Consider the following 22,443-nt stretch of genomic DNA (forward strand, 5'->3'; position numbering starts at 1 on the left):
GAAAGAAGAGAACGACATGACCGACACCAACACCGCACAGCTCTCCGCCGCGGGCGTCAGCATCTGGCTCGACGACCTCTCGCGTGAGCGCATCAACGCCGGCGGCCTCGAGAAGCTGATCGCCGAGCGCAACGTCGTGGGCGTCACCACGAACCCGACCATCTTCGCGTCGGCCCTCGCCAAGGGCGAGGCCTACGACGACCAGGTCGCTCTGCTCGCCAAGACCGGCGTGAGCGTCACCGACGCGGTCTTCGAGATCACGACCGACGACGTCACCCGCGCCTGCGACATCTTCCGCGGCATCTACGACGACACCAAGGGCTTCGACGGCCGCGTGTCGATCGAGGTCGAGCCGGGCCTCGCGCACGACGCGCAGGGCACCATCGACCAGGCCGTCAAGCTCGCCGCCAAGGTGGGTCGTCCCAACGCGCTCATCAAGATCCCCGCGACGGTCGAGGGCCTCGAGGCCATCACCGCCGTCATCGCCAAGGGCATCAGCGTCAACGTCACCCTGATCTTCAGCCTCGAGCGCTACCGCGCCGTCATCAACGCGTACCTCACCGGTCTCGAGCAGGCCAAGGCCGCGGGCATCGACATCAGCGAGATCCACTCCGTCGCGTCGTTCTTCGTGTCGCGCGTCGACAGCGAGATCGACAAGCGTCTCGAGGCCGTCGGCACCGACGAGGCGACGGCCCTCAAGGGCAAGGCGGGCGTCGCGAACGCCCAGCTCGCCTACGAGGCCTACGTCCAGGCCTTCGACACCGAGCGCGCGAAGGGCCTGCTCGCCGCCGGCGCCAACAAGCAGCGTCCCCTCTGGGCCTCGACCGGCGTCAAGGACCCTGCCGTCCTCGACACGACCTACGTGGTCGAGCTCGTCGCCGCCGACGTCGTGAACACGATGCCCGAGAAGACCCTCGAGGCGACCTTCGACCACGGCGAGGTCCGCGGCGACTCGATCAGCGGCTCCTACGCCTCCGCCAACGAGGTCATGGACGCGATCGCGGCCGTGGGCGTCTCGTACGACGAGGTCACCGAGCTGCTCGAGAAGGAGGGCGTGGAGAAGTTCATCGTCTCCTGGAACGAGCTGCTCGACACCGTCACCGCAGCCCTCGAGTCCTCGAAGCCCACCGCCGAGGACGCCAAGTGACCATCACGATCGCCGCGAGCGGCGACGCGGCCACCGCCGTCGAGACCGTCGTGCCCCAGCTGGTCAGCGACCTCGTCGCCTCCGGCATCACGGCGCAGAACCCCACCCTCTGGGGCCCGGACGCCGAGGAGGAGTCAGCCAAGCGTCTCGGCTGGACCGAGGCCGTCGTGGTCTCCACGCCCCTCCTCGACGAGATCGACGCGCTCCGCGAGGAGCTCGCCGCCAAGGGCGTCGACCACGTCGTGCTCGCGGGCATGGGCGGCTCGTCGCTGGCCCCCGAGGTCATCACGCGCACCTACGGCGTCGAGCTGACCGTGCTCGACGCCACGGAGCCCGGCCAGGTCCTGACGGCCCTGCACGACCGCCTCGAGCGGACCGTGCTCGTCGTGTCGTCGAAGTCCGGCTCGACCGTCGAGACCGCCAGCCAGCGCAAGACCTTCGAGAAGGCCTTCCGCGACGCCGGCATCGACCCGGTCGAGCGCATCGTGGTCGTCACCGACCCGGGCTCGCCCCTCGACGGGCAGGCCCGCGAGGCCGGCTACCGCGTCTTCAACGCCGACCCCGCCATCGGCGGCCGCTACTCGGCGCTGTCGGCCTTCGGCCTCGTGCCGTCCGGCCTCGCCGGCGCCGACATCCGCGAGCTGCTCGCCGAGGCGGACGCCGTCACGGTCGAGCTCTCGCAGGACAGCGCGGACAACCCCGGCCTCGTGCTGGGCGCCGTCCTCGCGGGCACCTCGCCCCTGCGCGACAAGATCGCGATCGTCGCCGACGGCACGCACATCATCGGTTTCCCCGACTGGGCCGAGCAGCTGATCGCCGAGTCGACCGGCAAGCAGGGTCGCGGCCTCCTCCCCGTCGTGCTCGGCACGGACGCTCCGGAGATCAGCCTGGGCCTGCACGACGTGCAGGTCGTGCGCCTGGTCGCGAACGCGGCGGAGACCCGTGAGGTCGCTCCCGGCGAGGTCGAGATCTCGGGTTCTCTCGGCGGTCAGGTCATGGTCTGGGAGTACGCCGTCGCGGTCGCCGGGCGCCTGCTCGACATCAACCCGTTCGACCAGCCCGACGTCGAGTCGGCGAAGGTCGCCACGCGGGCGCTGCTCGACGATCGACCGGCCCCGACTCCCCCGGCGTTCACCGCCGAGGGCGTCGAGGTCCGCGAGGTCGGCGGCGTCGAGCTCGGCGACTCGCTCGAGTCGGCCGTCTCGGCCCTCCTGTCGGCCCTGACCGACGACGGCTACCTGTCGATCCAGGCCTACGCCGACCGCGTGGCCTACCCGCAGCTCGAGGAGCTCCGCGACGTGCTCGCGGCGCGCACGAAGCGTCCCGTCACCTTCGGGTGGGGACCTCGCTTCCTGCACTCCACGGGCCAGTACCACAAGGGCGGGCCCGCCAACGGCGTGTTCCTCCAGATCACCCAGACGGCGTCGACCGACCTCGAGATCCCGGAGAGCCCGTTCACCTTCGGGCAGCTGGTCCAGGCGCAGGCCGCCGGCGACGCGACCGTGCTGGCCGACCACGGTCGTCCCGTGCTCCGGCTGACCGTCGACGACGTGGCGGGCGCCTTGCCCGCTCTGCTCGCCGCAGTCCGCTGAGCGTGAGGGGGCCGGTGTCCGTGAGGACGCCGGCCCCCTTCGCCGTGGTCGGACGACCACGTGCCACGCGACCGTGCCCGAGAGAACGACCCTGAAGGAACCACCACGATGTCACCCGTCGAGATCACGCCGGAGCACAACCCCCTGCGGCTGCCCTCCGATCGACGCCTGAACCGGATCGCCGGCCCGAGCGGCCTCATCATCTTCGGCGTCACCGGCGACCTGTCGCGCAAGAAGCTCATGCCGGCCGTGTACGACCTCGCCCACCGCGGCCTCCTGCCCCCCGGCTTCGCGCTCGTCGGCTTCGCCCGCCGCGAGTTCGAGGGCCAGGACTTCGAGCAGGTCGTCTACGAGGCCGTCAAGCAGCACGCCCGCACCCCCTTCGACGAGGACGTCTGGCGTCAGCTGAAGGAGGGCTTCCGCTTCGTGCAGGGCACGTTCGACGACGCCGACTCGTTCACGCGCCTCAAGGACACGATCGAGGAGCTCGACCGGGAGCGCGGCACGATGGGCAACCACGCCTTCTACCTCTCGATCCCGCCCAAGGCCTTCCCGATGGTCACCGAGCAGCTGCGCAGCAGCGGCCTGGCCGAGGAGAAGGACGGCGCGTGGCGCCGCGTGGTGATCGAGAAGCCGTTCGGCAGCGACCTCACGACCGCCCGCGAGCTGAACGCCGTGGTCGAGAGCGTCTTCGAGCCCGACTCGGTCTTCCGCATCGACCACTACCTGGGCAAGGAGACGGTCCAGAACCTCCTGACCCTCCGGTTCGCCAACCAGATGTACGAGCCCCTCTGGAACTCGAACTACGTCGACCACGTCCAGATCACGATGGCCGAGGACATCGGGGTCGGCGGCCGGGCCGGCTACTACGACGGCATCGGTGCCGCTCGCGACGTCATCCAGAACCACCTCCTCCAGCTCCTCGCCCTCACGGCCATGGAGGAGCCGGTCACGTTCGCCGCGTCTCACCTCCGTGCCGAGAAGGAGAAGGTCCTCTCCGCGGTCCGGATCCCCGAGGACATCGCCGCCGGGACCGCCCGTGGCCAGTACTCGGGAGGCTGGCAGGGCGGCGAGAAGGTCCTCGGGTTCCTCGACGAGGAGGGGATGAACCCCGAGAGCGTCACCGAGACCTTCGCCGCCGTGAAGCTCGAGATCGCGACGCGGCGCTGGGCCGGCGTGCCCTTCTACCTCCGGGCCGGCAAGCGCCTGGGGCGTCGCGTGACCGAGATCGCCGTGGTCTTCAAGCAGGTGCCCGAGAACATCTTCGGAACGCAGACCTCGCTGGGCCAGAACGCCCTCGTGATCCGCGTGCAGCCCGACGAGGGCGTCACCCTGCGCTTCGGCTCGAAGGTCCCCGGGATCGGCACCCAGGTGCGCGACGTCACGATGGACTTCGGCTACGGCCACGCCTTCACCGAGGCCAGCCCCGAGGCCTACGAGCGCCTCATCCTCGACGTCCTGCTGGGCGACCCGCCCCTGTTCCCCCGACACGAGGAGGTCGAGCTCTCCTGGAAGATCCTCGACCCGATCGAGGAGTTCTGGGCGACTCAGGGCCAGCCCGAGCAGTACCGCCCCGGAACGTGGGGCCCCCAGTCCGCCGATGAACTCATGGCCCGTGACGGCCGCACCTGGAGACGCCCGTGATCGTCGATCTGCCCGCCAGCACCATCAGCCGAGTGCAGAAGACGCTCGTCACCATCCGCGAGGAGGGCGGCGTCGTCGCGCTCGGGCGCGTGCTCACCCTCATCATCTCGACGAGCCACGGCGAGGAGGAGGAGGCCATCGAGGCCGCCAACGACGCCTCCCGTGAGCACCCCATGCGCGTCATCGTCGTGTCGACCGCTCCGGGCGGCGACGACGAGGAGCCCCGGCTCGACGCCCAGATCCGGGTCGGCGGGGACGCGGGCGCGAGCGAGGTCATCCTCCTGCGCGCCTACGGCGACACCGCGAGCGACGAGGAGGGGCTGGTCACCGGTCTCCTGCTGCCCGACGCCCCCGTCGTCGTCTGGTGGCCCGGTCGCGCTCCCGAGGTCGTCGCGGAGTCGCCTCTCGGACGCATCGCCCAGCGCCGCATCACCGACGCGGCCAGCCAGCCGAACCCGCGTCAGAGCATCGTCGACCTCGCCGAGACCTACCAGCCCGGCGACACGGACTTCGCCTGGACGCGCCTCACTCTCTGGCGCACCCAGCTCGCGGCCGTCCTCGACCAGCCGCCCTACGAGCCCGTGACCGAGGTCCGGGTCGACGGTGCCCCCGACTCCCCGTCGACGCTGCTGCTTGCCGCGTGGCTTCGGCTGCAGCTGCAGGTGCCTGTGGTGAACGAGCTGACCCGCGGCAACGGCTCCAGCGGCATCCACGGGGTCCGGCTCGTGCGCGCCTCCGGCGCCATCGTCCTCGAGCGCGCCGTCGTCGACGTGGCGACGCTGACGCAGCCCGACCAGCCCACCCACGACCTCTCGCTGCCACGCCGGTCGCTGCGCGACTGCCTCGCGGAGGAACTCCGTAGACTCGACCCCGACGACCTCTTCGGGGACGTCGTGAAGCAGGGGGTCCGCCAGCTGGCGGAGCCCGTCGAGAGCAACTAGGACAGACTGACACAGTGAGCAACGAACGCCGGGTGCTGGTTCACCCCGACAAGGAATCGCTGGGCGCCTCAGTCGCCGCGCGCTTCATCACCAAGATCATCGACGTCCTGGAGGAGCAGAACTACGCCTCCGTCGTCGTCAGCGGCGGGTCGGTGAGCACGGTCGTGCTCGCGGCCATCAACGCCTCCCCCGCGCGGGACAGCGTCGACTGGTCCAAGGTCTCGTTCTGGTGGGCCGACGAGCGCTGGGTCGAGAGCGGCCACGACGACCGCAACGACCGGCAGGCCGAGATCGACCTGCTCGGGCACATCGGGGTCGAGCCGCAGAACGTGCACCGCTTCGGCGCCGTAGGCGAGTTCGGCGATGTCGAGGCCGCCGCGGTCGCGTACCGGGCCGAGCTCCTCGAGCACGCCCAGGGCGACGACGAGGCGCCTCGCTTCGACATCACGCTCCTCGGCGTGGGCCCCGACGGCCACGTCGCGTCCCTCTTCCCGGACGCGCCCCAGGTGCGCATGAGCGGACCGACCGTGCTGACGGTGGACGACTCCCCCAAGCCGCCGCCGGTCCGGCTCACGTTGAGCCTGCCCGTCATCAACAACTCGCAGCGGGTGTGGATGATCCTCGCCGGCGCGGAGAAGGCGTCGTCGCTGGGCCTCGCCCTCGCCGGTGCCGGTGCCGACCAGGTCCCCGTGGCCGGCGTCAAGGGCCGGAAGCGCACGGTGTTCTTCGTGGACAGCGACGCCGCGTCAGAGGTCCCCGAGAACCTGATCGCCTCGACGTACTGATCCACGGGCCCGGTCCGGCGACGGACCGGGCCTCGACACGAGAGAAGCCCCGCAGCCGAGCTGCGGGGCTTCTCTTGCGGGCGACCGGTGGCGACCGGACGCGGGGGCCGGGCTAGGCCTTGCCCCGGCGGACGCGCAGCTGCTGCAGCGCCTCCTCCAGGAGCTGGGCAGCCTCCTCCTCGGACCGTCGCTCCTTGACGTACGCGAGGTGCGTCTTGTAGGGCTCGAGCTTCGCGACGGTCGGCGGGTTGGCCTTGTCGCGTCCGGCGGGGAGGCCGCTGGACGGGGAGTCGACCGTCTCGGGGATCTCTTCGTCAGGCACGTTCGCGGCGAAGTGGCGGACGACCTCGTTGCCCAGGGCGTCCCAGTACGAGATCGTCACGCGCTCGGCGTGGTACCCGCGGTCCTGCTCGCCCATGGGGCCGGCGCCGACGCGCGAACCACGGATGGCGCTGCCTCCGGAGGCCATCAGCTGACCGCCGAGAACTTCGTGATGAGGCCGAGGACCACGATGCACGTGATCCAGACGAGCCCGAGGAACACGGTGATGCGGTTCAGGTTGCGCTCGGCGACCCCGGATGCACCGAGGTTGCTCGTGACACCGCCGCCGAACATGTCGGACAGACCGCCGCCGCGACCGCGGTGCAGCAAGATGAGGAGGGTCAGCAGGAGGCTCGTGATGCCGAGCAGCACCTGCAGGATGACCTGCAGAATTTCCAAGGGGGACCTTTCGATGCGGTGAGACCGTTGACGAGTATAACTGCCGCACGCGGCGACGGGTCCCTCACCCGCGGGCGGGAGAGGGACCCGTCTGTCGGTCGGCGTCAGACGCCGACGTGGGACTCGAAGCGCACGATGCGGGCGAACTCGTCCACGTCGAGGCTCGCACCGCCGACGAGCGCACCGTCGACGTTCGGCTCGCGCAGGAACGACGCGATGTTCGTCGACTTGACCGATCCGCCGTAGAGGATGCGGGTCGCCGCGGCGCGGTCGGCCCCGACGAGCTCGACGAGGGCCTGACGGAGGGCTGCGCAGACCTGCTCGGCCTGGTCGGCGGTCGCCGCCTTGCCCGAGCCGATCGCCCAGACGGGCTCGTAGGCGACCACGATCTCGGCCGTGTCGGGGACCTCGGCCAGGGAGGCGCGGAGCTGGGCTACCGGGACGGCGCTCGGCCCGTGCGTCTCGAGGTCGTCCGCGGTCTCGCCGACGCAGATCACGGGGACGAGCCCGTTGCGGTGCGCGGCCGCGACCTTCGTCGCGACGACGGTGTCGTCCTCGGCGTGCAGGGTGCGGCGCTCGGAGTGGCCCACGAGGACGTAGTGCACGTCGAGCTTCGCCAGGGAGGCACCGGAGACCTCGCCGGTGTAGGCACCGCTGTCGTGGGCCGACAGGTCCTGTGCACCGAGGACGAGCGAGAGGCCGTCCGCGTCGAGCAGGGTCTGCACGCTGCGCAGGTCGGTGAAGGGCGGGAAGACGGCTGCCTCGACGGAGGCGTGGTCGTGCTTCGCGTCCTTCAGGCTCCAGGCCAGCTTCTGGACGAAGGCGATGGCCTGCAGGTGGTCGAGGTTCATCTTCCAGTTGCCGGCGATGAGGGGCGTGCGCGTGGTCACCATCCGAGGACCTCCAGTCCGGGGAGTCGTTTGCCCTCGAGGAACTCGAGGCTGGCTCCACCACCGGTGGAGATGTGGCCGAACTGGTCGTCGTCGAAGCCGAGGGCACGGACGGCCGCGGCCGAGTCCCCTCCCCCGACGACGCCCAGGCCGTCGACGCGCGTGAGCGCCTCGGCGACCGTCTTCGTGCCGTGGGCGAAGGCGTCGAACTCGAACACGCCCATGGGCCCGTTCCAGAACACGGTCTTCGAGGCGGCGACGATCTCGGCGAAGCGGGTCGCCGTGTCCGGTCCGATGTCGAGGCCGATCGCCCCGTCCCCGAGCTCGGAGGTCTCGATGCCGTCCGCGGGGACGACCGCGTGCTCGGCGTCGGCCGAGAAGGCCGAGGCGACGACGACGTCGGTGGGCAGGACGATCTGCACGCCGCGCTCGTCGGCGTCGGCGAGGTAGCCCCTCACCCGGTCGAGCTGGTCCTTCTCGAGGAGGCTGCCGCCCACGGCGTGGCCCTGTGCGGCGAGGAACGTGAAGAGCATGCCGCCGCCGACCAGGAGCGAGTCGACCCGGGGCAGCAGGTGCTCGATGACGCCGAGCTTGTCGGACACCTTCGAGCCGCCGAGCACCACCGTGTAGGGGCGCTCGGGCGTCTCGGTGAGCTTCTCCAGGACGGAGAGCTCGGTCTCGATGAGCGTGCCGGCCGCGCTCGGGAGGAGCTGCGGCAGCTCGTAGACGCTGGCCTGCTCGCGGTGCACGACGCCGAAGCCGTCCGAGACGAACAGGTCGCCGTGCGCCGCGAGCTGCTCAGCGAAGGCGCGACGCTCGTCGGCGTCCTTCGAGGTCTCCGCCGGGCTGAACCGGAGGTTCTCGAGGACGACCACCTGGCCGTCGGCCAGGCCGGCCACCGCCTCCTCGGCCTCGCTGCCGACGGTGGAGGGAACGAACGAGACGTCGGCGTCGAGCAGCTCGCCGAGGCGGGCCGCCACGGGGCGCAGGCTGAACTCGTCGACGGGCTGGCCGTCGGGGCGGCCGAGGTGCGAGATGACGACGACGCGGGCACCGTCGGCCACGAGCGCCTGCAGGGTGCCGACGGAGGCGCGGACGCGGCCGTCGTCGGTGATGGCGCCGTCCTTCAGCGGGACGTTCAGGTCGCAGCGCACGATCACGCGCTTTCCCGACGTCGAGCCGAGCGACTCGAGGGTTCGGAGGGTCATGGAACTCGATTCTGTGGAGGGGGTCGGTGGGGAGACGAGGAGGCGGCCAGGCCGAGGGCCTGACCGCCTCCCGGGTCGATCGTGGTGCGGACGCCTACAGGCGGTCGGCGACGTACTTCGTCAGGTCAACGAGACGGTTGGAGTAGCCCCACTCGTTGTCGTACCAGGACGTGATCTTGACCATGTTGCCGATGACCTTCGTGAGGCCCGAGTCGTAGATCGACGAGTGCGGGTCGGTCGTGATGTCCGACGAGACCAGCGGGTCCTCCGAGTAGAGCAGGATGCCCTTGAGGTCGCCCTCGGCGGCGGCCTTGTAGGCCGCGTTGATCTGCTCGACCGTGACCGGGGTGCTCGTCTGCAGCGTGACGTCGGTGATCGAGCCGGTCGGCACCGGGACGCGCAGCGCGTAGCCGTCGAGCTTGCCCGACAGCTCGGGGATGACGAGGCCGATGGCCTTGGCCGCACCGGTCGAGGTGGGGACGATGTTGATCGCGGCGGCGCGGGCACGACGCGGGTCCTTGTGGGGGCCGTCCTGGAGGTTCTGGTCGGCCGTGTAGGCGTGCACCGTCGTCATGAGGCCGCGCTCGACGCCGAAGTTGTCGAGGAAGACCTTCATCAGGGGCGCGAGGCTGTTCGTGGTGCACGACGCGTTCGAGATGATGTGGTGGTTGGCGGGGTCGTAGATGCCCTCGTTGACGCCGAGGACGATCGTCGCGTCGTCGCCGGTGGCGGGCGCCGAGATCAGGACCTTCTTCGCGCCGGCGTCGATGTGCTTCTGCGCGTCCTCCGCCTTGGTGAAGAAGCCGGTGGACTCGACGACGATGTCGACGCCCAGCTCGCCCCAGGGCAGGTTGGCGGGGTCGCGCTCGGCGAGGACCTTGATCGGCTTGCCGTCGACGACGATCGAGTCGCCGTCGAGCTCGACCGTGGCGTCGAGACGGCCCGTGATGGAGTCGAACTTGAGCAGGTGCGCGAGGGCCGCGTTGTCGGTCAGGTCGTTGACGGCGACGATCTCGATGTCGGTGCCCTTGGCGAGCGCCGCGCGGAAGTAGTTGCGGCCGATGCGACCGAAGCCGTTGATGCCGATCTTGACGGTCAAGGGAACTCCTGTTGATCAGGCGTCGCGGGGACGCGTGGAGGGGGCGGGCGACCAGGCCCGTGGCTCACGATCCGGCCGGGGCGACCGGGCTTCGCGTCCGTCTACGACAGTACCAGTCGACCGCCTCCGTGACTCCGGGAGCGCGGCCCGCGTCGGAGGCGTCAGTCGAGGTCGAGGTCGGACGGCAGGCTGGCCTCGGTGCCGGGCAGGCCGAGGTCGGACGCCTTCTTGTCGGCCATGGCCAGGAGGCGGCGGATCCGCCCGGCGACGGCGTCCTTCGTCATGGGCGGGTCGGCGTGGTGGCCGAGCTCGTCGAGGCTCGCGTCCCGGTGCGCCAGGCGGAGGTCGCCGGCGTACTTGAGGTGGTCGGGGATGTCCTCGCCGAGCAGCTCCATGGCACGCTCGACCCGGGCGCAGGCGGCGACGGCGGCCTGCGCGCTGCGTCGCAGGTTCGCGTCGTCGAAGTTCACGAGCCGGTTGGCCGTCGCCCGGACCTCACGGCGCTGGCGCATCTCCTCCCATTCGCTGACGCTCTTGAGGGCGCCCATGACCGTGAGCATCGCGCTGATCGCCTCGCCCTCACGGACCAGCACCCGGTGGACGCCGCGGACCTCACGGGCCTTGGCCGCGATGCCGAGCCGCCCGGCCGCGCCGACGAGCGCCATGGCCGACTCGTTGCCGGGGCAGACGACCTCGAGCGAGGCGGACCGGCCGGGGTCGGTCAACGAGCCCTGGGCCAGGAAGGCACCGCGCCAGATAGCCGCCAGGTCGTCGCGGGACCCGGTCGTGAGACGGTTCGGCAGCCCGCGGACCGGACGACGGCGGGCGTCCATCAGACCCGTCTGGCGGGCCAGGGTCTCGCCGGCCTCGTGGACGCGCACGAGGTACTGGGCGGTGCGTCGCGTCCCCGACGCGGACACGACGGACACGTCGCTGCGTGCACCGTAGAGCTCCGCGAGGTCCTTGCGGACACGGCGCGCGATGACCGGGCTGTCGAGCTCGGCCTCGACGGCGATGCGGCCCGAGATGACGTGCAGCCCGCCGGCGAACCGCAGGATGGTCGCGACCTCGGCGGCCCGGACCGTCGTCCTGCTCACCTCGACGCGGGCGAGTTCTTCTTTGACGTCGGCGGTCTGTGCCACTGGTCGTTCCTCTTTCATCAGTCGTTGTCGGGCGTGCGGGGCACGGCCCCGCGCAGCCGGAGGGCGCGCCCGTGCGACCGCCGGGTCACTCCCGGCCCAGGTCGCGGTGCTTCACGGCGACGGCCACCCCGGGGAGCCCGCGCAGATGCGCCGCCAGCTCGCCGACCAGGGTGACGGATCGGTGCTTCCCGCCCGTGCAGCCGATGGCGATCGTAGCGTGTCTCTTGTTCTCGCGCTGGTAGCCGGCGAGCACGGGCTCGCAGGCGGCGCCGAAGGCGCGGACGAAGTCGCGGGCCCCGCTCTGGGCCATCACGTAGCTCGTCACGGGCTCGTCCAGGCCGGTCTGCGAGCGGAGCTCGGGGACCCAGAACGGGTTCGGCAGGAACCGGGCGTCGCCCACCATGTCGGCGTCCGCGGGCAGCCCGTACTTGAAGCCGAAGCTCAGCACCGTGACCTGCACCCCGGCGCGCTCGGACTCGGCGAACTTCTCGGTGATGGTGGTCGCGAGCTGGTGGATGTTGAGCTCGGAGGTGTCGATGATGACGTCGCTCGTCTCGCGCAGCTCCTCCATCCGCGAGCGCTCGGCGACGATGCCGTCGAGCAGCGTGCCGTCCCCCTGGAGCGGGTGCGGCCGACGGACCTGCTCGAACCGGCGCACGAGGGCGGCGTCGGTGGCGTCGAGGAACAGGACGCGGACCTTGCTCGGCATGCTCTCGCGGAGCGTGCGCACCGCCTCCTGCGCCTCGGAGAAGAGGCGACCGCCTCGGACGTCGACCACCGCGGCGATCTTCGGCAGCGAGTCGCCGGCGCGCTCGGCGAGGTCGAGGAGGGGGCGCAGCATCTGGGCGGGCAGGTTGTCGACCACGTACCAGCCCAGGTCCTCGAGGGCGTTGCCGACCGTCGACCGGCCGGCACCGGACATCCCGGTGACGATCATGACCTCTTGCTGCTCGTGTGCGTCGCTCATGGTGGCGGGGCCTTCGCTGGTGGCGGGTCGGTGCGGGACGGGCGGATCGAGTCTAGGCGGGGGCGCGGGCGTCGTCGGCCTCGCTCGTGGTCTCGGCCGCCGCCTCGGCGTCGACCGAGGCGTCGGCGTCGGTGTCGGTGTCGGCCGAGGTGACGGTGTCGGTGTCGGGCTCGACGTCTCCGAGCTCCGCTGACCCGAGCTGACCGACGACGGCCGCGGCGAGCGTCGGGCCGATGCCCCGGATCGACGAGATCTCGTCCGGCGTGGCCTGCTTGAGCCTCTTCACCGAGCCGAAGTGCTTCAGCAGGCGAGCGACGCGCGACGGCCCGAGTCCGGGGATCTCGGCCAGCTGGGTCGTGATGTCTCGCTTGCGACGCTGTCGCTGGTGCGTGATCGCGAACCGGTGGGCCTCGTCGCGGATCCGCTGGATCAGGAAGAGCGCGTCGGAGTTGCGCGGCAGGATGACGGGGAAGTCGTCGTCGGGCAGCCAGATCTCCTCGAGCCGCTTGGCGATGCCGCAGAGCGCGATGTCCGTCACGCCGGCGTCGTCGAGAGCCCGCCGCGCCGCGGCCACCTGGGGCTGGCCTCCGTCGACGATCAGCAGGTTCGGTCGGTAGGCGAAGCGCTTGCGCTCCTCGCCGATCTCGGCGACCGGGGCGAGCTCGTCGTCGAGACGCGAGAGCCGCCTGCTGAGCGTCTGGTAGATCGACTCCGTGTCGTCGGTCGACTGCGGGATGTTGAAGCGCCGGTACTGGTCCTTGCGGGGCAGGCCGTCCTCGAAGACGACCATCGAGGCGACGATGTTGGTGCCGGACAGGTGCGAGACGTCGTAGCACTCCATCCGGAGGGGCGCCTCGGTCATGCCCAGCGCCTCCTGGATGTCGGCCAGGGCGGTGGACCGCGTCGCGAAGTCGGCGCTGCGACGGGTCTTGTAGAGCATCAGGGACTGCTGCGCGTTGAGCGTGGCCGTCTGCATGAGCGCGGCCTTCTCGCCGCGCTGCGCGGTGCGGACCTGCACCCTGCCTCTCCCCCGGATCTCGCCGAGGACGGCCTCCAGGGCGTCGTTGTCGTCGGGCACCGTCGTCACGACGATCTCGCGCGGCACCTCGGAGCCGGCGGTGTACCGGCCCTGCAGCACCTGCTCGACGAGCTCGCCCGAGGTGATGTCGATCTCCTTGTCGACGACCCAGCCCCGGGAGCCGCGGATGCGGCCGCCGCGGACCGTGAACAGCTGCACGGCGGCCGCCAGCTCGTCCTCGACGAGGGCGTAGAGGTCGAGGTCGACGGAGTCGCGGAGCACCACGGCGGACTTGTCGAGCACCGCCTCGAGAGCCTGAACCTGGTCGCGGTAGCGCGCCGCGTCCTCGTAGCGCTGCTCGAGCGCGGCCGTCTTCATGGCCTTCTGCTTGTCGGCGATGACCTTCTTGTCGTAGCTGCCCATGAACTTGACGAACTCGTCGACGATCGCGCGGTGCTCGTCGATCGACACCTTGTGCGAGCAGGGCCCGCCGCAGCGACCGATCTGGCCCGGGAAGCACGGCTTGCCGGACTCCATCGCCTTCTTGTAGCTGCTGTCGGAGCAGGTGCGGATCGGGAAGACCTTGATCATCTGGTCGATCGTGTCGTGCACGGCCCAGATCTTCGGGTACGGCCCGAAGTACTTCGCGCCCTTGATGCGCGGGTTGCGCGTGACCATGACCCGGGGGGCCTCGTCGCCGAGGGTCACCGCCATGAACGGGTACGTCTTGTCGTCCCGGAACTTGACGTTGAAGGGCGGGTCGAACTCCTTGATCCAGGTGTACTCGAGCTGGAGCGCCTCGATGTCGCTGCCGACGACCGTCCACTCGACGCTGCGGGCCGTGAGGACCATCCGCCGCGTGCGCTCGTGCAGGGTCGGCAACGGCGCGAAGTAGTTGCTCAGCCGGGCACGGAGGCTCTTCGCCTTGCCGACGTAGAGGACACGCCCGCGCTCGTCCCGCCAGCGGTAGACCCCGGGGTCGGTCGGGATCTCACGCGCTGGCGGCCGCCAGGAGACCGTGTTGCTCATCGAGCCTCGACTGCCTCCCGACGTCGGCTGCCCGTCGTCGTCGCGACCTTCTTCTTCTTGGCCGCGGCCGGGCCGGGCGCGGCGTGGCCCGACTCGAGGATCTCCGCGAGGAACACGCCGGTGTGGCTCTCCGGCACGGTGGCGAGGTGCTCGGGCGTGCCCGTGGCGAGGACGGTGCCTCCCCCGGCTCCGCCCTCGGGGCCCATGTCGATCAGCCAGTCGGCCGACTTGATCACGTCGAGGTTGTGCTCGATCGTGATCACGGTGTTGCCCTTGTCGACGAGGCCGTCGAGCACGAGCAGCAGCTTGCGGACGTCCTCGAAGTGGAGGCCCGTCGTGGGCTCGTCGAGCACGTAGATGCTGCGCCCGTTCGAGCGCTTCTGCAGCTCGGTCGCCAGCTTGACGCGCTGCGCCTCGCCGCCGCTCAGGGTGGTCGCGCTCTGGCCGAGGCGCACGTAGCCGAGGCCGACGTCCACCAGCGTCTTCATGAAGCGCGAGATCGCCGAGATGGGCTCGAAGAAGTCGGCCGCCTCGCTGATCGGCATGTCGAGCACCTCGGAGATGTTCTTGCCCTTGTACTGGACCGCGAGGGTGTCGCGGTTGTACCGCGCGCCCCCGCAGACCTCGCAGGCGACGTAGACGTCGGGCAGGAAGTTCATCTCGATCTTGATCGTGCCGTCGCCCGCGCAGTTCTCGCAGCGACCGCCCTTGACGTTGAAGCTGAACCGGCCCGGCAGGTAGCCGCGGGCCTTCGCGTCGACGGTCTCGGCGAACAGGTTGCGGATCCGGTCGAAGACGCCGGTGTAGGTCGCGGGGTTCGAGCGCGGCGTCCGACCGATCGGCGCCTGGTCGACGTGCACCACCTTGTCGAGGTGCTCGAGACCGGTGACGCGCAGGTGGCGCCCCGGGATCTGGCGCGCACCGTTCAGCTTGTTGGCCATCACCTTGTAGAGGATGTCGTTGACCAGGGAGGACTTGCCCGAGCCGCTCACGCCGGTCACCGCGACGAAGACGCCGAGCGGGAAGTCGACGGTGACGTCGCGCAGGTTGTTGGCCTTCGCGCCGACGACGGAGACCACCCGGTCGCGGTCGACCGGGCGACGCGTGGTCGGCGTGGCGATCGAGCGGCGGCCGGCGAGGTAGTCGCCGGTGTAGGACTCGGTGTTGGTCAGCAGGTCCTCGTAGCTGCCCGAGTGCACCACCTTGCCGCCGTTGACGCCGGCGCCCGGTCCGATGTCGACGACCCAGTCGGCGGTCTTGATCGTGTCCTCGTCGTGCTCGACGACGATGAGCGTGTTGCCGAGGTCGCGGAGCTTGACGAGGGTGTCGATCAGCCGTCGGTTGTCGCGCTGGTGCAGGCCGATGCTCGGCTCGTCCAGCACGTAGAGCACGCCCGTCAGGCCCGAGCCGATCTGGGTCGCCAGCCGGATGCGCTGTGCCTCGCCGCCGGAGAGCGACCCCGCGGCACGGCCGAGGGACAGGTAGGTGAGCCCCACCTCGAGCAGGAACTCGAGGCGCACGCGGATCTCGCGGAGCACCTGCGCGGCGATGCGCGCCTCGCGGGTCGTCAGCGTGAGCCCGTTCATGAACGCGAACGCGTCGGTGAGGCTGAGCTCGGCGACGTCCGCGATGCTCTGCTCGGCGACCGTGACCGCGAGCACCTCGGGCTTGAGCCGCTTGCCGCCGCAGACGGAGCACGGGATCTCACGGAGGTACTCGGAATAGCGCTGGCGCTGTGTGTCGGTCTCGGCCTCGGCGTACTTGCGCTCGATGTAGGGCATCACGCCCTCGAACCCGGTCGAGTACTTCATCTCACGGCCGAAGCGGTTCTTCCACTTGACCGTCACCTCGAAGTCGTTGCCCTGCAGGACGGCCTGCTGGATGCGGGCCGGCAGCTCTCGCCACGGGGTCTTGAGGCTGAAGTCGAGGTCGGCCGCGAGCCCCTCGAGCAGCTTCTGGAAGTAGTTGTAGAGGCCCTTGCCCGAGTTCGTCCAGGGCAGGATGACGCCCTCGGCCAGGCTCAGGTCGGGGTCGCCGAGCACGAGGTCGGTGTCGACCGACATGCGCGTCCCTAGACCGGAGCACTCGGGGCACGCGCCGAACGGGGCGTTGAACGAGAAGGTGCGGGGCTCGATCTCGGTGAGCTGCACCGGGTGGCCGTTCGGGCACGAGAGCTTCTCGGAGAAGGTGCGGTACTTGCCGGCGGCACCGGCGTCCGTGTCGACGAAGTCGACGGTGACCAGGCCGTCGGTGAGGCGCAGGGCGGTCTCGAGCGAGTCGGTCAGGCGCGTGAGGCCCTCGTCGGAGGCGACGAGACGGTCGACGACGACCGAGATGTCGTGCTTGACCTGCTTCTTCAGCTTGGGCGGCGAGCTCAGCTGCACCTGCTCGCCGTCGACGATCGCCCGGGAGTACCCGCTCGAGGCGAGCTCGGCGAAGAGGTCGACGAACTCGCCCTTCTTCTGCGAGACGACTGGGCTGAGCACCTGGAAGCGCGTGCCGGTCTCGAGCGTCATCAGCTGGTCGGCGATCTGCTGCACGGTCTGGCGGCTGATCACCTCGCCGCACACGGCGCAGTGCGCGATGCCGATGCGGGCCCAGAGCAGACGCATGTAGTCGTAGATCTCGGTGATCGTGCCGACCGTGGACCGTGGGTTGCGGTTCGTCGACTTCTGGTCGATCGACACGGCCGGGCTGAGGCCCTCGATGAAGTCGACGTCGGGGCGGTCGACCTGCCCGAGGAACTGGCGCGCGTAGGCGGAGAGCGACTCGACGTAGCGCCGTTGGCCCTCGGCAAAGATCGTGTCGAACGCGAGGGACGACTTGCCCGACCCGGAGAGGCCGGTGAAGACGACCATCGAGTCGCGGGGGATCTCGAGGTCGACGTTGTCGAGGTTGTGGACTCGGGCACCCCGCACGCTGAGCACGGAGGAACCTTCTACGGGTGAGATTGACACTCTTACCATTCTACGGAAGCCCCTGACATCGAGGTCGGCCGATGGGGAAATCGGCCGGGTGACGGCACCAGGAGGAGCGTCCGCGCGCTAGAGGACGGGTTCTGTGTGGGTGAGCTCGGCCGAGACGGCCCAGAGCCGTTCTGCCGCGGCTGGATCTCGTGCGTGCTTCTTCGTGGGGACGACAGCGGGCGCGCCGGTCAGCTGGAACCACCCGGAGGGGCCCCAGTATTCCCCGCCCTGCACGCCGGGGTCGACGGTCGCGTGGACGAGCGGCTCGGCCCCGGCTTCCTTGCCCTGCGAGAAGACGTGCATGGCCGAGGTGACGACGGCGGGCGGTCGGCGAGGCTCGACGACGGGCGGTCGCGGGTCGCTCAGCGACTCCCACGACAGCCCCGGGTGGGCGATCACGCTCGACACCGACGAGCCGGCGGCCCGGAGGCGCCGGTCGAGCTCGAGGCCGAAGGTCATGACCGCGAGCTTCGATCGTGCGTAGGCGACGGCCCCCGAGTAGCTCGAGACCATCATCGGGTCGTCGAGGTCGAGGCGGACGAAGCGGTGGCTGATGCTGCCGAGGTGCACGACCCGGCCCCGAGGAGACTCGGAGAGCGCCGGCAGCAGGTGCGAGACGAGCGCGAAGTGCCCGAGGTGGTTCGTGCCGAACTGCACCTCGAACCCGTCGGCCGTCGTCTGACGCCGGCGCGAGCCGACGACCCCCGCGTTCGCGAGCAGGGCGTCCACTCCCCCGGCGGCCGTGAGCGCGTCCGCGCCGGACCGCACCGAGGACAGGTCGGCGAGGTCGAGGTCGACGGTCGAGACGTCGGCGCCGGGGACGCGGTCGCGCACGGTGTCGGCCGCACGGACGGCCCGCTCCGGGCTCCGGGCCGCCACGACGACCTGGTGACCGAGGGCGGCGAGGCGCTCGGCCGCGAAGTAGCCCAGCCCCGCGGTCGCCCCGGTGACGACGACGCGGAGGCGACGATCAGCGGGCATGGCCGGCCGCCTCCATCTGTCGCAGGTCGCGCTTGAGGTCGGCGACCTCGTCACGCAGGCGACCGGCGAGCTCGAACTTGAGCTCGGCGGCGGCCTGGAGCATCTGGTCGTTGAGGTCGGCGATGATCGACTCGAGTCCGTTGGCGGCGTTCGCCGCCTTGCCCTCTCGACGGAGGTTCGGGGTCGGGGCGCGCTTGCCGCCCTGGCGGCCTGCCAGCAGCTCGGCCGTGTCCGCGCCCTCGCGAGCCAGGACCTCGGTGATGTCGGCGATCTTCTTGCGGAGCGGTTGCGGGTCGATGCCGCGCTCGAGGTTGTAGGCGACCTGCTTCTCGCGCCGCCGGTCTGTCTCCTCGAGGGCGTTGCGCATCGAGTCGGTCATGACGTCGGCGTACATGTGCACCTCGCCGGAGACGTTGCGCGCCGCGCGTCCGATGGTCTGGATGAGCGACGTCGACGACCGCAGGAACCCCTCCTTGTCGGCGTCGAGGATGGCGACCAGCGACACCTCGGGCAGGTCGAGGCCCTCGCGGAGGAGGTTGATGCCGACGAGGACGTCGTAGACGCCCTGACGCAGCTCGGTCAGCAGCTCGACCCGTCGCAGGGTATCGACGTCGGAGTGCAGGTACCGGACCCGGACGCCGGCCTCGGTGAGGAAGTCAGTCAGTTCCTCGGCCATCTTCTTCGTGAGCGTCGTGACGAGCACGCGCTCGTCCTTCTCGACCCGGACCCGGATCTCGTCGAGCAGGTCGTCGATCTGGCCCTCGGACGGCTTGACGACGATCTGCGGGTCGACGAGACCCGTCGGGCGGATGATCTGCTCGACCACGCTGTCGGTGATCCCGAGCTCGTATTTGCCCGGGGTCGCCGACAGGTAGACCTTCTGCCCCACCCTGCCGAGGAACTCCTCGAACTTGAGCGGGCGGTTGTCGAGGGCACTCGGCAGCCGGAAGCCGTGGTCGACGAGCGTGCGCTTGCGAGAGGCGTCGCCCTCGTACATCGCGCCGATCTGCGGGACCGTCACGTGGGACTCGTCGATGACGACGAGGAAGTCGTCGGCGAAGTAGTCGAGGAGGCAGTGCGGGGCCTCGCCCGGACCGCGGCCGTCGATGTGCGCCGAGTAGTTCTCGATGCCGTTGCAGAACCCGATCTGCTCCATCATCTCGAGATCGAAGGTCGTGCGCATGCGGAGGCGCTGCGACTCGAGCAGCTTGCCCTGCTTGTCGAGCTCGTCGAGGCGGGTGGCGAGTTCCTCTTTGATGGTGCCGATGGCGCGGTGCATCACGTCGGTGCCCGCGACGTAGTGCGAGCCGGGGAACACCGACACGGCGTCCATGGTGCGGACGACGTCGCCCGTGAGGGGGTGGAGAGCGTAGAGCGCCTCGATCTCGTCGCCGAACATCTCGATGCGGATGGCCAGCTCTTCGTACATCGGGATGATCTCGATGGTGTCGCCGCGCACTCTGAAGTTGCCACGGGAGAAGTCGATGTCGTTGCGCTGGTACTGCATCGAGACGAAGCGCCGGATCAGCGTCTCGCGGTCGATCTTCATGCCGACCTGCAGGGCGATCATCGCCTGCATGTAGCCCTCGGGCGTGCCGAGGCCGTAGATGCAGGACACCGTCGAGACGACGATGACGTCGCGACGGCTGAGCAGAGAGTTGGTCGTGGAGTGCCGCAGCCGCTCGACCTCGGCGTTGATCGAGCTGTCCTTCTCGATGAAGGTGTCGGTCTGCGGGACGTATGCCTCGGGCTGGTAGTAGTCGTAGTACGAGACGAAGTACTCGACGGCGTTGTGCGGGAACATCTCGCGGAACTCGTTGGCCAGCTGGGCCGCGAGGGTCTTGTTGTGGGCCAGGACGAGGGTCGGGCGCTGGACCTGCTCGACGAGCCAGGCGGTCGTCGCGGACTTGCCGGTGCCGGTCGCGCCGAGCAGCACGACGTCGGTCTCGCCCGCGTTGATGCGCCCCGCGAGCTCGGCGATTGCGGCCGGCTGGTCGCCGCTCGGCTCGTACTCGCTGACTACTTCGAAGGGGCGGACACTGCGGGTCGGTTCCATGTCTCCGAGTCTAGGAGCGACCACTGACACTCGGCCCCGAGGGACCCGCTGCCTTCGCCGCTGACAGCGAACGCAGCACCTCGGCGACCTCGTCCGCCCTCGCGAGGGTCGCCTCCAGCGAGATCGAGGAGTCGACCACGAGGTCGGCGACGGCGAGGCGGGCCTCGTCGTCGGCCTGGGCGTCGACGCGGCGGACCGCCTCCTCGGGGCTCATCCCCCGGAGCTCGACCAGGCGCGTCAACCGCACCTCGCGAGGCGCGTGGACGACGACGACCACGTCGAACTCGCCCGCACCCCGCGTCTCGACCAGGAGGGGCACGTCGTAAACGACGACCCTGGTCGGGTCGTCAGCCACCGCCTCCTCCATGCGCCGGCGGGAGAGCTCGCGGACGGCCGGGTGGGTGATCGCCTCGAGGTCCCGACGGGCAGCCGGGTCGGAGAAGACGACGGCGCCGAGCGCCGGCCGGTCGAGCTCTCCCGAGGGCGTGAGCACGTGGTCGCCGAAGCGCCGCCGGATCGCTTCGAGGCCCGGCGTGCCCGGCGCGACCACCTCGCGGGCGAGCTGGTCGGCGTCGATGTGCGCCGCACCCCGCTCGGCGAGACGGCGGGACACGACGCTCTTGCCGGCGGCGATGCCACCGGTCAGGCCACAGACGAACATCCGTCGAGGTTACCCGTGCCCCGGAACGCCGAACGGCGGCCCCCTCCAGGAGGGGACCGCCGTTCGACGTGGTCAGGTGCCGAGGCACCGACCGGGGCGTGCTAGTTGCTGCTGGACAGCTTCTCGCGCAGAGCGGCGAGCGACTCGTCGTCGGCGAGGGTGCCGGCACCGGCGGTCTCGCTCGAGAAGGTCGAGCCCGAGGGAGCCTCGAAGGAGGCCTCTTCGGTGAGCGACGCAGCGACCTGCTTCTTGTGCGCCTCCCAGCGAGCCTGGGCGGCAGCGTAGTCCTGCTCCCACTTCTCGCGCTGCGAGTCGAAGCCCTCGCGCCACTCGTTCGTCTCCGGGTCGAAGCCCTCGGGGTACTTGTAGTTGCCCTGGTCGTCGTACTCGGTGAGCATGCCGTAGAGCGCCGGGTCGAACTCGGTGCCCTCGGGGTCCACGCCCTCGTTGGCCTGCTTGAGGCTCAGCGAGATGCGGCGACGGTCGAGGTCGATGTCGATGACCTTGACGAACACCTCGTCGCCGACGGCGACGACCTGCTCGGCCAGCTCGACGTGCTTCGCCGACAGCTCGGAGATGTGCACGAGGCCCTCGATGCCGTCCGCGACGCGGACGAACGCGCCGAAGGGGACGAGCTTCGTGACCTTGCCCGGCGCGACCTGTCCGATCGCGTGGGTGCGGGCGAAGACCTGCCACGGGTCCTCCTGCGTCGCCTTGAGCGAGAGCGACACGCGCTCACGGTCGAGGTCGACCTCGAGGATCTCGACGGTGACTTCCTGACCGACCTCGACGACCTCGCTGGCGTGCTCGATGTGCTTCCAGCTGAGCTCGGAGACGTGCACGAGGCCGTCCACGCCGCCGAGGTCGACGAAGGCGCCGAAGTTGACGATCGAGGAGACGATGCCCTTGCGGACCTGGCCCTTGTGCAGGTTGTTGAGGAACGTGGTGCGGCTCTCGGACTGCGTCTGCTCGAGGAGCGCACGGCGCGACAGGACCACGTTGTTGCGGTTCTTGTCGAGCTCGAGGATCTTCGCCTCGATCTCCTGGCCCAGGTAGGGCGTGAGGTCGCGGACGCGGCGCAGCTCGATGAGCGACGCGGGCAGGAAGCCACGGAGGCCGATGTCGACGATGAGGCCGCCCTTGACGACCTCGATGACCGTTCCGGTGACGACGCCGTCGGCGTCCTTGATCTTCTCCACGTCGCCCCAGGCACGCTCGTACTGAGCGCGCTTCTTGGACAGGATCAGACGGCCTTCCTTGTCCTCCTTCTGGAGGACGAGGGCCTCGACGGTGTCGCCGACCTCGACGACCTCGGTGGGGTCGACGTCGTGCTTGATCGACAGCTCGCGCGAGGGGATGACGCCCTCGGTCTTGTAGCCGACGTCGAGGAGGACCTCGTCGCGGTCGATCTTGACGACGGTGCCCTCGATGAGGTCGCCGTCGTTGAAGAACTTCAGGGTCTTCTCGACCGCGGCCAGGAAGTCATCAGCGGATCCGATGTCGTTGATGGCGACCTGCTTGGGTGCCTTGGTCGTTACGGTTGTCATGTAGTTAGTGCTCCAGTGAAAGCATGTATCGGGCCGTGGTCGTCCCGAGG

General features: G+C 70.0%; 18 protein-coding genes. 5 read left to right on the forward strand and 13 right to left on the reverse strand.

The genetic code is table 11. From position 1 onward, the window contains the following. The first annotated feature begins 16 nt into the window (after window positions 1–16). The 5 genes from tal to pgl all read left to right on the forward strand — a co-directional run bounded on the left by tal (window position 17) and on the right by pgl (window position 6,109). A complete protein-coding gene (gene tal / locus IFT77_RS01455; protein WP_192041667.1) occupies window positions 17–1,147 on the forward strand; it encodes a transaldolase in 1,131 nt (376 codons plus the stop codon). Then, a complete protein-coding gene (locus tag IFT77_RS01460; RefSeq protein WP_192041668.1) occupies window positions 1,144–2,739 on the forward strand; it encodes a glucose-6-phosphate isomerase in 1,596 nt (531 codons plus the stop codon). Before tal ends, IFT77_RS01460 begins: the two co-directional genes overlap by 4 nt. Window positions 2,740–2,847: 108 nt before the next feature. Further along, the gene (gene zwf / locus IFT77_RS01465) at window positions 2,848–4,383 is read left to right on the forward strand and encodes a glucose-6-phosphate dehydrogenase (protein ID WP_192041669.1); all 1,536 of its coding nucleotides are present in this window, start codon (window positions 2,848–2,850) and stop codon (window positions 4,381–4,383) included. Then, on the forward strand, window positions 4,380–5,324 hold the full coding sequence (locus IFT77_RS01470; protein WP_192041670.1) for a glucose-6-phosphate dehydrogenase assembly protein OpcA: 945 nt from the start codon (window positions 4,380–4,382) through the stop codon (window positions 5,322–5,324). The genes zwf and IFT77_RS01470 overlap by 4 nt, the downstream gene beginning before the upstream one ends. Before the next feature lie 14 nt (window positions 5,325–5,338). Then, on the forward strand, window positions 5,339–6,109 hold the full coding sequence (pgl, locus tag IFT77_RS01475) for a 6-phosphogluconolactonase (protein WP_192041671.1): 771 nt from the start codon (window positions 5,339–5,341) through the stop codon (window positions 6,107–6,109). 112 nt (window positions 6,110–6,221) lie between these two features. Here the strand turns inward: pgl and IFT77_RS01480 are convergent, their stop codons facing one another. From IFT77_RS01480 to rpsA, 13 genes are all read right to left on the reverse strand, one after another. After that, a complete protein-coding gene (locus IFT77_RS01480) occupies window positions 6,222–6,578 on the reverse strand; it encodes an RNA polymerase-binding protein RbpA (RefSeq protein WP_123545816.1) in 357 nt (118 codons plus the stop codon). Beyond that, window positions 6,578–6,829, reverse strand: a complete 252-nt coding sequence (gene secG, locus IFT77_RS01485) for a preprotein translocase subunit SecG (RefSeq protein ID WP_056054823.1) — start codon at window positions 6,827–6,829, stop codon at window positions 6,578–6,580. The genes IFT77_RS01480 and secG overlap by 1 nt, the downstream gene beginning before the upstream one ends. Window positions 6,830–6,933: 104 nt before the next feature. Then, window positions 6,934–7,722: a triose-phosphate isomerase gene (gene tpiA, locus IFT77_RS01490; RefSeq protein WP_192169053.1), complete on the reverse strand. Its 789-nt coding sequence runs from the start codon at window positions 7,720–7,722 to the stop codon at window positions 6,934–6,936. Further along, on the reverse strand, window positions 7,716–8,927 hold the full coding sequence (pgk, locus tag IFT77_RS01495; RefSeq protein ID WP_192169054.1) for a phosphoglycerate kinase: 1,212 nt from the start codon (window positions 8,925–8,927) through the stop codon (window positions 7,716–7,718). The genes tpiA and pgk overlap by 7 nt, the downstream gene beginning before the upstream one ends. Window positions 8,928–9,021: 94 nt before the next feature. Further along, the gene (gene gap / locus IFT77_RS01500) at window positions 9,022–10,026 is read right to left on the reverse strand and encodes a type I glyceraldehyde-3-phosphate dehydrogenase (RefSeq protein ID WP_123545822.1); all 1,005 of its coding nucleotides are present in this window, start codon (window positions 10,024–10,026) and stop codon (window positions 9,022–9,024) included. 161 nt (window positions 10,027–10,187) lie between these two features. Beyond that, complete coding sequence (gene whiA, locus IFT77_RS01505; protein WP_123545824.1) at window positions 10,188–11,168, reverse strand: DNA-binding protein WhiA; 981 nt, start codon at window positions 11,166–11,168, stop codon at window positions 10,188–10,190. A gap of 85 nt (window positions 11,169–11,253) precedes the next feature. After that, entirely contained in the window at window positions 11,254–12,135 is an 882-nt protein-coding gene (gene rapZ / locus IFT77_RS01510; protein ID WP_123545826.1) for an RNase adapter RapZ, read from the reverse strand. Window positions 12,136–12,187: 52 nt separating this feature from the next. Next, on the reverse strand, window positions 12,188–14,182 hold the full coding sequence (gene uvrC, locus IFT77_RS01515; RefSeq protein WP_192169055.1) for an excinuclease ABC subunit UvrC: 1,995 nt from the start codon (window positions 14,180–14,182) through the stop codon (window positions 12,188–12,190). Continuing rightward, the gene (gene uvrA / locus IFT77_RS01520) at window positions 14,179–17,148 is read right to left on the reverse strand and encodes an excinuclease ABC subunit UvrA (RefSeq protein WP_192041676.1); all 2,970 of its coding nucleotides are present in this window, start codon (window positions 17,146–17,148) and stop codon (window positions 14,179–14,181) included. Before uvrA ends, uvrC begins: the two co-directional genes overlap by 4 nt. A 78-nt stretch (window positions 17,149–17,226) precedes the next feature. Next, window positions 17,227–18,129, reverse strand: a complete 903-nt coding sequence (locus IFT77_RS01525) for an SDR family NAD(P)-dependent oxidoreductase (RefSeq protein ID WP_192169056.1) — start codon at window positions 18,127–18,129, stop codon at window positions 17,227–17,229. Beyond that, window positions 18,119–20,185, reverse strand: a complete 2,067-nt coding sequence (uvrB, locus tag IFT77_RS01530; protein WP_123545834.1) for an excinuclease ABC subunit UvrB — start codon at window positions 20,183–20,185, stop codon at window positions 18,119–18,121. The genes IFT77_RS01525 and uvrB overlap by 11 nt, the downstream gene beginning before the upstream one ends. A 10-nt stretch (window positions 20,186–20,195) precedes the next feature. Beyond that, window positions 20,196–20,846, reverse strand: coding sequence for a dephospho-CoA kinase (gene coaE / locus IFT77_RS01535; RefSeq protein ID WP_192041678.1), 651 nt, complete (start codon window positions 20,844–20,846; stop codon window positions 20,196–20,198). Between the two features lie 101 nt (window positions 20,847–20,947). Continuing rightward, a complete protein-coding gene (rpsA, locus tag IFT77_RS01540) occupies window positions 20,948–22,393 on the reverse strand; it encodes a 30S ribosomal protein S1 (protein WP_123545838.1) in 1,446 nt (481 codons plus the stop codon). Between the last annotated feature and the right edge of the window lie 50 nt (window positions 22,394–22,443).

The organism is Frigoribacterium sp. CFBP 13729 (genome assembly GCF_014841875.1).
GTDB lineage: Bacteria > Actinomycetota > Actinomycetes > Actinomycetales > Microbacteriaceae > Frigoribacterium.

Coding starts and splice junctions, on each gene's coding strand:
- tpiA (WP_192169053.1), bottom strand. CDS start 7,722: ATGGTGACCACGCGCACGCCCCTCATCGCCGGCAACTGGAAGATGAAC.
- coaE (WP_192041678.1), bottom strand. CDS start 20,846: ATGTTCGTCTGTGGCCTGACCGGTGGCATCGCCGCCGGCAAGAGCGTC.
- rapZ (WP_123545826.1), bottom strand. CDS start 12,135: ATGAGCGACGCACACGAGCAGCAAGAGGTCATGATCGTCACCGGGATG.
- zwf (WP_192041669.1), top strand. CDS start 2,848: ATGTCACCCGTCGAGATCACGCCGGAGCACAACCCCCTGCGGCTGCCC.
- IFT77_RS01480 (WP_123545816.1), bottom strand. CDS start 6,578: ATGGCCTCCGGAGGCAGCGCCATCCGTGGTTCGCGCGTCGGCGCCGGC.
- IFT77_RS01525 (WP_192169056.1), bottom strand. CDS start 18,129: ATGCCCGCTGATCGTCGCCTCCGCGTCGTCGTCACCGGGGCGACCGCG.
- uvrC (WP_192169055.1), bottom strand. CDS start 14,182: ATGAGCAACACGGTCTCCTGGCGGCCGCCAGCGCGTGAGATCCCGACC.
- tal (WP_192041667.1), top strand. CDS start 17: ATGACCGACACCAACACCGCACAGCTCTCCGCCGCGGGCGTCAGCATC.
- uvrB (WP_123545834.1), bottom strand. CDS start 20,185: ATGGAACCGACCCGCAGTGTCCGCCCCTTCGAAGTAGTCAGCGAGTAC.
- uvrA (WP_192041676.1), bottom strand. CDS start 17,148: ATGGTAAGAGTGTCAATCTCACCCGTAGAAGGTTCCTCCGTGCTCAGC.
- rpsA (WP_123545838.1), bottom strand. CDS start 22,393: ATGACAACCGTAACGACCAAGGCACCCAAGCAGGTCGCCATCAACGAC.
- pgk (WP_192169054.1), bottom strand. CDS start 8,927: ATGACCCTCCGAACCCTCGAGTCGCTCGGCTCGACGTCGGGAAAGCGC.